Here is an 11,086-nt window from a genome sequence, read left to right on the forward strand (position 1 = left end):
CTGATTTAGGCTTTTTACCCTGACAACCTCATGGATCATTATGAGACGCAGAGTATTGTTTTTGATCTTCATTTTTGCGATTATTCTCGCCTCCTTTGCTTATGCCAAGCGATCAACCGTCAAGAGATTTATATACAATCGCAATCTCAGCCCCGTCACTTTAGCGCTGTGTCCGAAGAGTTTTGCCAAACGGATGCAATCCCCACCCCCGCCTTGGATGCTTAAGCGCATTGAGCAGGACTTAAATCGGTATCGCAATGAGCCGATTTCCCGGCGCAAACTCGACAGTACATATCTACAACTCCAATCACAAAAAATTGCCCGCTTTCAAATCAGTTATTCTCAGTTAAATTATCAAACAACCTGCCAAGACCATATTCGCTTTAAAGCGATGAAAAAAGGACTTGAAACACTATGCCAACTCTATCCAAAACTCAATATCGATTTTATCGTATCGCTCGAAGATGATATGAAAGGGATTGACTCCCCCATTTTCGTTTTTGCCAAACACCGCTATAATTCCCACCAAATCCTCATTCCCGATTTTACTTGCTTTGCGAGCAAAACAACATCTTATGCTTGGACACATCGTTTAATGCCTAAAATTATGCGGGCTAATGAAAAAATCCATTGGGAGGAAAAAATCAACCGCTGTCTTTGGCGCGGCGGTGCGACGGGCATTGACTTTGTCAACGGAAACTACGCAGCAAGCCCCCGCTGCAAAGCATGCACTCTTTCAGAACTCTATCCCGAGTTCCTCGACGCAAGGTTTACCGATGCAATACAAGTTCCCAAACCGCTTAAAGATAAGTTTCTCGATCAATTCCACATCGCTTCTTTTCTCACACCCGAAGCGCACCTCAAATATAAATACCTCATTTGCCTGGATGGAAATGCATGCACATATCCCGGCTTGCATTGGCGATTGTTATCAAATAGTGTCGTGCTCAAACCTGACTCGTCCTCTATTCAATGGTATTATGAAGGACTGATCCCCGACTATCACTATATTTCTATTGAAAAAGATATGGCCGATCTCATTTTAAAACTCAAATGGGCTCAAGACCATGACGAAAAGGCGCATCAAATTGCCGACAACGCCACTCAATTTGCACAAGACAACCTCTCTTTAGAGGCCATATTGCAATATCTATGCCTTCTCTTGCAGGAGTACGAAAAAGTCTGTAACGAGCAAAATGAGGCCCTTGACTTATACGTATATAAAGATCGCGTTATTTTTTCCTATTAGTGGAGCCAATTCAAAATAGGTCTCTTTTTGTACACTCATAACAACACGATCAAAATGCTGCAAAGCGAGAGCTGCTTCCGGATCACAGGCTCTTAAATCAAAAGCAACAATGACCTGATCGTATTGATGCAAAAGCGCTTCTCTTTTTTTGATCTCTTCTTCACTAAAAAAGGATAAATATCCTTTGTCAAAATGGATTTGATCAAAAGAGCTAGGCAAATCGGCACTCACTGCACCCTCATTGATTTGAATGAATAACACTTTTTTAGAGAGTTTTTCTGCGTAAAATTGAGCAACCGTCTGGGCATATGTCAATGCATTTGATTGAAATAGAGCGATATATTTTGCCCCGGACAGTCCATGAATCAATGAGCGAAAAGAGGGGGAGCGCTCATCTGTAAAATGGGGATAGACGATGGCGTTGAGATGTTTTAGCGTCTCAAAAGCAATAGGAAATCCTTGGCGAAGAGAGCGGAAGATCATCCCCGCCAAAACAATCAGCGCCACCAATCCTCCCCCAATGATGCCACTTAAAAGGGGTGAGAAAGTATAAAATGTACGCCCAACCCGCGCAAAATCAATCGGCCGCGCCTCCACTTGCATCATATGGTGCTTCACATTTGTCGATTCAATCAACTGCGATAACCCTTCTAAGATACTATAATTGAGATCCGATTTGAGCTTTAAAAGCGTCTCGGACATCCATTGATTAGGAATATACTCGAGCTCCTGTTTGAATTCCGAGCGCTTCTTTTCGAGGAATAGTTTCTCACCTTGGAGCAGTTTGATATATTCATCTGTCCGGTGTTGATTTTGTGTTTGCAGCGTTTGAATTTCTCGATCAAGACGCGTGAGATATTTCGATTGGATGGCATCGATTTGCTCTTGCAAGAGCGCCTCTTCATTGCGCCCGATTTCAATGCGCTGCTCGATATATCGCTTCAAAGAATAACGGCATTGTTTTAATTTTTTTTCCGCTTTTTCAAGCTCTTTTTGGCCTAGCTGCTCGGGGGCATTGAGTTGCTGCATGAGCAAAGCGCCTTCTCTTATCCGCTCCTCTGCCATCGGATCGCCAAAAAGCATGGATAAACCGCTTAAATCAAATGCATTTTGCAAAATATGCTCATGAACATAGTTGAGCTCGCTGATCTCTTTTTTGAGGGCCTCCATACGGCGGACATTGGCATCCAGAAGTGATTCACACGTTTTCAAATCCATTGTGGTGCCGGAATACAAAGTTGCCGTGGAGAGAGAAGAGGGGAGCGCCTCTCTTTTTTGTCTTAGTTCGGCAAGGACATTTAATAGTGCACGGTTTTTTTCATCGGGAAGCAAAAGCTCCGCTTCTTTTATAAAGAGGCTATTTTCAAGTTCCCCCGTCACTTTTTGAAGCCGATCTTCAAATTTAATATCAAGCGCATTGCGTTGAGACAGCCAATCGGATGTCATCATAAATCCATGGCTTTTGATATTGTTCTTGAAATAACCCACATGCTCTTTCATGGCTCCCTCAAACTGATCAAAAAGCTGTTCTTGTCGATAGGTTAAATAATCCATTTGCGACATGATGACCCGATCCAAGTCATTTTTTAATACTTTTTGATATATTTTCATCATCGCATTCAAAGCCGATTTTGCTTTTGATTTCGATGGGTGTAGAAATGAGAGTTTGAGAACATTGCGATCCATTTCATTCATCCGAATATGAAAATCGTGCTTGGTTTTAAGGAGCGCCTGATCCAATCCGATCCATGTAACGGGGAGAAAAGAACCCACTTCCCTTTGGGTGAAAGGCTCTTTGATTGCGCATGAGATTGGACCTATTTCGAAGCGTCCCGGAATTGTCACCTCTTGAACTTCATTATCCATCACAATGCGAAGCAAGTGAGAACCCTGCACATGCAGTGTCATTTCTTTCGCTTGATCGCCCTTATAGGTGGCATCTACAATGCGATCTACAACCATTTGCCCTGTTTGATACGCCTCTAATTTGAAATGAGCTTTTAGCATCAGAGTAAAGCGCTTCCATAACGACTGAGGCATCAGTTGGCACTGTAGTCCCTCATCTTGAATCACTCTTTCTAAAACCTGTGAGGAAGGAATCCAAACAGCGGCTTTTCCCTTATAATATTGGGATTGGCTCGTATCCATCATTTTTTTAAGCGCCCTCACTTGTTCCTCTGATCCGGCATGTCCCGTATCTTGAAAACTCGCAATCGCTTCATATTTAGGGGGGCGCATAATCAACATTAGGCTCAATAGCAAAGAGGTCATGATAAAAATCAAAGCGAGCTTTTTTTTCTGCCGATTAAAAAAGAGAACCAAATCTGCAATCGTTAAAAAATATCCGTTCATCCTATCACCTTCTACTGTACAATCACACCCTGTATTCCCTTATTGAAGAATTCATAGGCGGTAAAACTGGGGAAGAGTTGATTAATAAAGCGATTCCACTGAGTGATGGGGCTTGCTGCTACATACACAATATCCCCGGGAATCAATAACATACTGTTGGTGGGGAGATGGATGATGTGATTCCATGTGAGTGTGTAAATCTTAGGGCGCGTTAAATTTCCGCGGATCACTTGAATATAGGCTTTATCTCCCGTAAAGGAGATCCCCCCGGCGAGGGCAAGGGCTTCTCTCAGCGGCATGGCATTATTAATCATCGGGAAGGCCCCCTCTCTCTTCACCTCTCCCATCACATATACATTAGAACTTTCCGGGCCTGCAATATAGATCTTATCCCCTCCTCGCATCACAACATTTTGTTGCATATTGCCCTCTCTTATCAATTTTTCAAAATCGATAGACAACAATTTATTATCGCGAACGAGATAACTCTTAAATAAATTGGCTTGGACAGGAACTTTAGCTGCAGCAATCACTTCAAATAAGCGCAAGTGTCCATTGACGGGCATCGAATGAACGGAAGAGAGCCCTGCAATTTCCACTTTTTGATCGAGCCTCTCTTTATAAGATAAAAAAACTTCAATGCCCTGCATTTCATCTTGGTATTTTTGCTGAATGGCATTTTGTGCCTGCAGCAACGTGAGCCCTTTAACCTGTACTGAACCAATCAGCGGCAACACGAGCTGCTCTTGCTGGACTAAAAATCCCTGCATCGTCAAACTCATTAATCGATTGATCTCATCATGCCGCGTCGGATGAAAGAGTTGGATCACAAGGACATCCCCATTTTCAATCGCATCGGGATACTCTTCGAGTAATTGAGAAGAAATCGGTTGAAAAACCTCTCCTTCAAAATTCAAAATCGATGTCTTCCCCATTTGGATTTGATAAGAATCCATAACAAAGTCTTTGGCTCCAAGAACATCATCTCCCATATAGGGTCGATTACCGCAGCCAACGAGCAGTGAGATACTGCAAAATAAAAAGAATAGGTGTCTGATTTTCATATTCAAAATTTGTTTACAAAATGGATGTCTTTTTATCATTAATGAACTACAATAACTTGCATGAGAATAGAGAATCAATCGATTTATATTACGGGTATTGCGGGATTTATCGGATTTCATCTCGCCTCTGCTTTGCATCAATTAGGTGTAAAAGTTTTTGGTTGTGACAACTACAATGATGCTTATCCTCCAAAAATCAAGCATGACCGAACGGCCATCTTAAAGAAAAAAAATATTCCCATCTACAATGCCGATATTTCCGATTTCAAAAAACAAGAAGAAATCTACAGCAAAGAACGACCGACGGTTGTGATTCATCTCGCTGCGCAAGCAGGAGTTAGGGCTTCCATTCATCATCCCCAACGCTTTATCGATACCAATGTGACCGGCTTTGTCAATCAACTCGAGTTAATGAAGATTTTCCGACCTGCAAAGTTTATCTATGCCTCTTCCTCTTCCGTGTATGGCGACAACACCAAATTCCCCTTATCCGAATCAGACCCAACGGATCATCCCGTTTCTCTCTATGCAGCGACTAAAAAGGCCAATGAACTGATCGCTTATGCCTACCACACCATGACACAGATCCCAATGATCGGCTTGCGTTTTTTTACTTGCTACGGCCCTTTGGGACGCCCTGATATGGCCATTTATCTTTTCACTCAAAATATTATTAATGGCGATCCCATCACTGTCTATCATGAGGGGAAAATGAAGCGCGACTTCACCTACATTGACGATATTGTTCAAGGCATCATTGCCTCGATTCAATATGAGACCTCTTTTGATGTTTTTAATTTAGGAAAAGGCCATACCGATGATTTGACTAAGCTCATTTCGATCATTGAAAACCGACTCGGTAAAAAAGCAAAGATCGACTATCAACCACGCCCCTCTGTCGACATGCCGATGAATATCGCCGATATTGAAAAAAGCCGCAAAGCCCTTGGCTTTACTCCCTCAACACCGCTTGATACAGGCGTTAACCGCTTCATCGACTGGTATCTCAAATATGTTTCTTAGGTAAGATTTTTTTGCGTTTTTTAGACCTTTTTCATAAGGAAAACGCTTTCATAAAAATCATAAATATTCATTTTTAAAGCATCAATTCAGAGCAATTTTCAGCTGAAAAAAGTTCATATTTCCCAATTTTCTGGGATTTATCACCTCCGTAGATCACAGCTCCATCTTCAGCACGTGCGGCTGCTTGTTTATGAAAATAGTTCAAACCTTCGGAAAAAGAGGCTGAAAAAGTTTTACTGCTTTTGATTTCAATTGGCGTAAGTCTACTTCCCCTTTGGTAGAGAAGATCAACCTCTTTTCCCGCAACATCCCGATAAAAATAGAGGCGCGGATCTAAAGCTTGGTTGTAGCGTGCCTTCATGAGTTCAATAATAACCCAATTTTCAAACAGGTTTCCATATAGAGCATCTCTTTTTAGTTGTTCTACCGAGTCGATGTTAAGGAGATGACAAGCGAGACCTGTGTCGGCAAAATAGAGTTTGGGCGATTTGATTAATCGTTTTCCGAAATTTTCAAAATAGGGCTCTAATTGCACTAAAACATAGGTTGCCTGTAAAACTGCAATCCACTCTTTGATTGTAACTGCGGAGACTCCCACGTCTGTGGCCAGGCTAGCATAGTTAATAAGCTGACCAACTCTGCTTGCAACAAGCTTGATAAACCGTTCAAACTGCATGATATCTTTAACTTGAAGTAATTGACGAACATCTTTTTCAACGTACGTTTGAAAATAGCTGCTATAAGCATTGGTAATTGGCAAGTCTTCTGCGTAAATTTTGGGATATCCCCCTTTTAGAATGATTTCATCTAGGGAGTCGTTGATTTTTGCTTCACGAATTTCTTTAATACTGAGTGGAAGAAGCCTTAGAAGTGAAGTGCGTCCTGCAAGCGATTGGGATACTGCTGAATGAAGTTCTGCTTGGTGACTTCCGGTTAAAATAAACATCCCTTTTTGATTAGATTCATCGACCAGAACCTGGATATAGGAAAGAAGATGCGGAGTTCTTTGGATTTCATCGAAAATTGCGCCGTCAGGATAGGAGCTCATAAAGCTTCTTGGGTCCTCGGTGGCCAAGGCTCTATTTTCGGCATCTTCCATATTGACATAGGGTTTATGAGGAAATGCAGCTTTCACAAGGGTGGTTTTCCCAGATTGACGAGGACCCAGTAGAGTTACAACCGGGTATTTTTCGCTAAGTCCTTGTATATGAGTTTTTAAAAATCTTTTAAACATTTGATCACCTTGGATAATCTAAAGTGTAACTTTAGATTATCCAAAATGCAAGCAAAAAATTATAAAAGTTAAGAGGTGGAGAGACGCGTTCAGAACTTTTGATTGGGGAAAATTATCACTTTTCAACCCTTGCCAAACCATGATATCCAGAGGCTATTTAATGAGTTGAAAAAATGCCTCATGAAGATAATCAATAAGATCTGAGGCAATCACACTGTAGACTGTTTTTTCAATAGCTGCCATTTCCCCCGCAATTCCATGCAACCCGATTCCCAGAAGTGCAGCCTGCATGGGATCCATTCCCTGCGCTAGAAGAGCCGCTAAAATTCCGGTGAGAACATCTCCGCTTCCCGCTGTTGCCATGGCAGGACTTCCATGTGTCATGATCGAAGGGGGCATTTGCGGACGAAAAACCCAAGTAGGCGCTCCTTTTAAAACAAGAATCACCCGGTTTTGATCGACATAGGCCCGCATTTTCCGAATCCACTCTTCCCCCTGCCCAATGGAATCAATGCCCGTTAACTCAAAGCACTCTTTGCGATGGGGCGTTAGAATCAGCGGCTGTTGATAGATCGAAAGATCAACTCCTTTTAACAACATGAGCGCATCGGCATCGATCACGCAAGGCTGCGTAGCCTGTTTCAGTACCCAAAACAGCATCTCTTTTGAGGCTTCATTGCGCCCCATCCCGGGGCCGAGAAATAGACTTTTTGTCCGTTTGAGTTCGCTCTTGATCTGCTCTTGATCCCAATGAGCATGGATCACCTCCGCAGCAAGCCCGGGAATCATCGTGCCTTCCGGCGTAAATAACCGCACGATTCCGGCACCTCCCCTGAGACAAGCCAGGGTCGATAAAACAGCCGCACCGGGCATTTCTCGTGTCCCGGCAAAGCCAAGGACATATCCCGCCTCATATTTATGCCGCGTCCGTTTAACTGTAGGCAAGAGCGATTTAATCGAGTGGTTATCGATAAGCAAAGCCTTAGGATCTATTGGATCCATTTCACTTTTATCTAAACCGAATTCCACTCCGGATAAATGACCAATATAGTCATACCCCTCTCCCACAAAAAACCCGAGTTTGGGCTGACCTAAATAAATGGTGAGATCTGCCTTCATTGCAAAGCTCGCCACTTCACCCGTGCTGCCATTAAGGCCTGAAGGGATATCGATTGAGATCACCAGGCAGGGATGTTTGTTTACGTGCGCAATGGCATCGGCGATAATCCCCCCCGCTTTTCCCTGAAATCCCGTTCCCAATAACCCATCGATCACGAGTTCATTCTCATGCAGCACAATCTCTTGCGCCGATAAAATAGAAACAATCTCTCCCCCCTGCTTCATAAATTTTTTCTTATGCGCGCGATTGAGCTCACTCACTTCGCTATCCGGGAAAAGTGCATAGGCACGCACTGCATATTTGGCCCTAACAAGAATTTCACCGAGGGTATACGCATCACCGCCATTGTTGCCCTTGCCAATAAGCAGAACCAGTCGCTTAGAGAGCTCATGATCTAAAATATATTCTTCGACGACCTCGGCAAGAGCGCGACCTGCCGCTTTCATATAACCATCGGCATTGGCACCTTCGCGAATGCTTTTTGCCTCAACTTCTGCCATTTGAAGGGCTGTGATAACTTTAATCTCTTCCATAAAGGCGGATCGTAGCAAAATACCCATTTATACCGAAATGAATTCAAAAAGCTCAAATCAGAGCCGGCTAAAGCCTGATAAAAATTCGAAGCGCCATCAAAGCTAAACTTCCAATTCTTCAACTCATTTCGGTATAATGTTTTTTTATGTCAAAAATTGGCTATTATCAAAAACTCACTCTTAAGCACATCTGATAAGGAAAAATATGCGTTCTTTGAGGTTTTTATTTGTCTTTTTAATCACAATTTTCAGTAGTTGTATCGCTCAAGAAGCGTCTTCTTGTCCAATGATCTTAAATTACATCCAACAGAATTTACCTAATTGTGGGGTGTTAAAAAATTCTGACGGATTTGTTTATGTTGATGTGGATGATAAATACATTCACAAGCTTGTCACATTCATTCAAAAAGATGGATTTGAGAAACCTCCCTATTTTGGAGATTCGGGTTTAGTTGGGGCTCATATCACTGTTATATATCCAGGTGAAATAAAGAAATATGGAGTTGGGAGGATTCAAGAATGTGGAGAAACGATTTATTTCATCCCAAAGGAATGTCAAATAGTGCACCCTCCTAAATGGCAAAAAATCGATGAAGTTTATTTTCTTGTTGTAGAAGCACCTGAACTTGATCGAATTAGAGAGAAATATAGGTTACCAAAAAGAGAGTATGCTTTTCATATCACCATAGGCGTAAAACCTAAAATGGCCAACAGAGAAGGAATCTAGCTACAAACTTCCCCGCAATATCTGGATTCTCAGTTCGGAACTTAAAATACATGCGGAAATTTGCAGAGGTTTACCCTGAGGAGCAAATTGTGCAGGCACTGCTTGCACAATTGCCTTGTGTGGCATAATATACTTTTATTAGAAAAATTAAAAAGCCCTTTGATAAGGGAGTTGTATGCTCGAGAAGTGCTGAAAAATGGATGGAGTGGTAGGGCTTTAGATGAAAATTAGAAGAATGACAGACCAAGATTTACTCCGTGTTGCCAAAGTACATCAAGAAACATTTCCACGACAAACACTGTCTAAAGAGTGGATTGAATGCAATTTGCGTTCCTATCCCAGGATAAAGTATTTTGTTGCGGAAGACGAAGAAAATATTTTGGGCTATATTCAATGGATAGAAAAAAGCGGGTTTCGCAAAGAAGTTGTCTTGGAATTAGAGCAAATTGCGGTGCTACCTACCAAGCAAAAAAATGGAATTGGATCCTCATTGATACGCGAATCTTTAAAGGCAATCAAAGACGAATTATACCATCAAAGAGAAGCTTGTATAAAGCATATTCTAGTTTCAACAAGAACGGATAATCGCGCCCAAGCGTTGTATAAGAAGATACTCAATGCCCGGCCGGAGATGGTTATTCGTGAATTATTTTCAGCGGATGAAGTCTTAATGATTGCTCGAAATATCAACTTGCATTTTTTTTAATTTGAGTCATCGAATGAATCTAGAAACTGACGATTAAGTGTGTATAAACTTGAGTTGCTATTGTTCCATGTGTTGCTTTTGACAGTGTATCCAACCACCGCAAGAGCCCTTCCTAATTGGAGTAGTGGCATGATCAATTGATAGTTTGGAATGGGTCGAACACTAGAGTAGCCGTCTAGAAAACTTTTCTTGTATCTCGCATGAGGGCCCCATTTAAATTGCTCTATTGAACAAAAATCTTGCTCAGCAAATCCGGAACGGGCACTAGCCCAGTCAATAATGCCCTGCAACTGACCGTGACAGACAATCATGTTTCCCAATCGAAAATCACGGTGTACTAAGCAGGGACCATCAACGTTAGCCAAAAGGCTCTGAGAACTATCAAGATACGCATTACATTTCTCAATGAGATTTTCCGGAAGATGTCCCTTGCATTCATCAAGTTCTTCCAGGAACTTTTTGTTGAAGTATAAAATAGCATCTCGAGTTAAAGTCTTAGGTTTTGTTAAATCCCCATACCCATCTATTCGATTGTTATGAAGGCGAGCCAAGGCAACACCCATTTCAAAAGCTAGGTCATCTGTCCAATCCTCTTCTTTCAGAAGTTCACCTTCCAGATATTCCATTAAAATGGCTCCAAAATGGCTACTTGAAGGTTCGACAGAGGCAATCATCCGGGGCACGGGGATGCAGCCTTTGAGCCGGCAAAGAAAGTAGACTTCTCGAAAATAATCATCAACGCGCGGACAAATCTTTAAAATGAAAGATTGATTGTCAGAAGTGGTGACTTTATAGACTTCTGCGATGATGGTATCAGTATGATCGATATGAGTAAATGTAGCCGATTGCAGAGCAAACTGTTCTTTTTGACAGCTCCCCATGGCTAAAACCAGGGGATTCCTAATCCACAGAGAACAGCTTTGCAACAAATTATTGTTGCCGAGTCTTCCACTCTCTCCAAAGGCTAACCCCGCCAGCCCGACGGTTAAAATATTCTTAGCTGCGTTGATATCTCTATCGAGCGTTTTCTTACAAGAAGGACACTCCCAGATTCTATCACTTAAGCTTAATCCATTAT

The 11,086-nt window shown here is 42.0% G+C and carries 10 protein-coding genes; 5 read left to right on the forward strand and 5 right to left on the reverse strand.

Annotated features, from left to right (window positions below; all coding sequences use genetic code 11):
* Nucleotides 1–40: 40 nt before the first annotated feature.
* The gene (locus K9M07_04165) at nt 41–1,249 is read left to right on the forward strand and encodes a hypothetical protein (GenBank protein ID MCF7852420.1); all 1,209 of its coding nucleotides are present in this window, start codon (nt 41–43) and stop codon (nt 1,247–1,249) included.
* On the opposite strand, the gene K9M07_04170 is transcribed toward K9M07_04165, so the two are convergent.
* Nucleotides 1,211–3,601 (reverse strand): hypothetical protein, encoded by a 2,391-nt coding sequence (locus K9M07_04170; protein ID MCF7852421.1) that lies wholly within the window; start codon nt 3,599–3,601, stop codon nt 1,211–1,213. The genes K9M07_04165 and K9M07_04170 overlap by 39 nt on opposite strands.
* Before the next feature lie 11 nt (nt 3,602–3,612).
* A complete protein-coding gene (locus K9M07_04175; protein MCF7852422.1) occupies nt 3,613–4,665 on the reverse strand; it encodes a polysaccharide biosynthesis/export family protein in 1,053 nt (350 codons plus the stop codon).
* 60 nt (nt 4,666–4,725) lie between these two features.
* Here K9M07_04175 and K9M07_04180 point away from each other — a divergent pair, with 60 nt between their 5' ends.
* Nucleotides 4,726–5,688 carry a GDP-mannose 4,6-dehydratase gene (locus K9M07_04180; protein ID MCF7852423.1) on the forward strand — a complete coding sequence of 321 codons (963 nt, stop codon included), beginning with the start codon at nt 4,726–4,728 and terminating at the stop codon, nt 5,686–5,688.
* Nucleotides 5,689–5,761: 73 nt separating this feature from the next.
* Here K9M07_04180 and K9M07_04185 read toward each other — a convergent pair whose 3' ends face one another.
* Complete coding sequence (locus K9M07_04185) at nt 5,762–6,922, reverse strand: ATP-binding protein (protein ID MCF7852424.1); 1,161 nt, start codon at nt 6,920–6,922, stop codon at nt 5,762–5,764.
* Between the two features lie 153 nt (nt 6,923–7,075).
* Nucleotides 7,076–8,602, reverse strand: coding sequence for an NAD(P)H-hydrate dehydratase (locus tag K9M07_04190; protein ID MCF7852425.1), 1,527 nt, complete (start codon nt 8,600–8,602; stop codon nt 7,076–7,078).
* A 178-nt stretch (nt 8,603–8,780) separates the two neighbouring features.
* Here K9M07_04190 and K9M07_04195 point away from each other — a divergent pair, with 178 nt between their 5' ends.
* The 3 genes from K9M07_04195 (at nt 8,781) to K9M07_04205 (ending at nt 10,008) form a co-directional block, all read left to right on the forward strand.
* Complete coding sequence (locus tag K9M07_04195) at nt 8,781–9,302, forward strand: hypothetical protein (GenBank protein MCF7852426.1); 522 nt, start codon at nt 8,781–8,783, stop codon at nt 9,300–9,302.
* 17 nt (nt 9,303–9,319) lie between these two features.
* Nucleotides 9,320–9,430, forward strand: a complete 111-nt coding sequence (locus tag K9M07_04200) for a DUF1016 N-terminal domain-containing protein (GenBank protein ID MCF7852427.1) — start codon at nt 9,320–9,322, stop codon at nt 9,428–9,430.
* A gap of 92 nt (nt 9,431–9,522) precedes the next feature.
* Nucleotides 9,523–10,008 carry a GNAT family N-acetyltransferase gene (locus K9M07_04205; protein ID MCF7852428.1) on the forward strand — a complete coding sequence of 162 codons (486 nt, stop codon included), beginning with the start codon at nt 9,523–9,525 and terminating at the stop codon, nt 10,006–10,008.
* On the opposite strand, the gene K9M07_04210 is transcribed toward K9M07_04205, so the two are convergent.
* Nucleotides 10,005–11,086: phosphotransferase (locus K9M07_04210; GenBank protein ID MCF7852429.1), on the reverse strand; the 1,082-nt coding region annotated here is incomplete at its 5' end. The two genes, K9M07_04205 and K9M07_04210, sit on opposite strands and share 4 nt — an antisense overlap.

The organism is Simkaniaceae bacterium, assembly GCA_021734805.1.
Classification (GTDB): domain Bacteria; phylum Chlamydiota; class Chlamydiia; order Chlamydiales; family JACRBE01; genus Amphritriteisimkania.

What these genes read in the sequence shown, in the direction of transcription:
- K9M07_04205 (MCF7852428.1), top strand. Translation starts at nt 9,523, where the DNA reads ATGAAAATTAGAAGAATGACAGACCAAGATTTACTCCGTGTTGCCAAA.
- K9M07_04170 (MCF7852421.1), bottom strand. Translation starts at nt 3,601, where the DNA reads ATGAACGGATATTTTTTAACGATTGCAGATTTGGTTCTCTTTTTTAAT.
- K9M07_04185 (MCF7852424.1), bottom strand. Translation starts at nt 6,922, where the DNA reads ATGTTTAAAAGATTTTTAAAAACTCATATACAAGGACTTAGCGAAAAA.
- K9M07_04165 (MCF7852420.1), top strand. Translation starts at nt 41, where the DNA reads ATGAGACGCAGAGTATTGTTTTTGATCTTCATTTTTGCGATTATTCTC.
- K9M07_04175 (MCF7852422.1), bottom strand. Translation starts at nt 4,665, where the DNA reads ATGAAAATCAGACACCTATTCTTTTTATTTTGCAGTATCTCACTGCTC.
- K9M07_04190 (MCF7852425.1), bottom strand. Translation starts at nt 8,602, where the DNA reads ATGGGTATTTTGCTACGATCCGCCTTTATGGAAGAGATTAAAGTTATC.
- K9M07_04180 (MCF7852423.1), top strand. Translation starts at nt 4,726, where the DNA reads ATGAGAATAGAGAATCAATCGATTTATATTACGGGTATTGCGGGATTT.
- K9M07_04195 (MCF7852426.1), top strand. Translation starts at nt 8,781, where the DNA reads ATGCGTTCTTTGAGGTTTTTATTTGTCTTTTTAATCACAATTTTCAGT.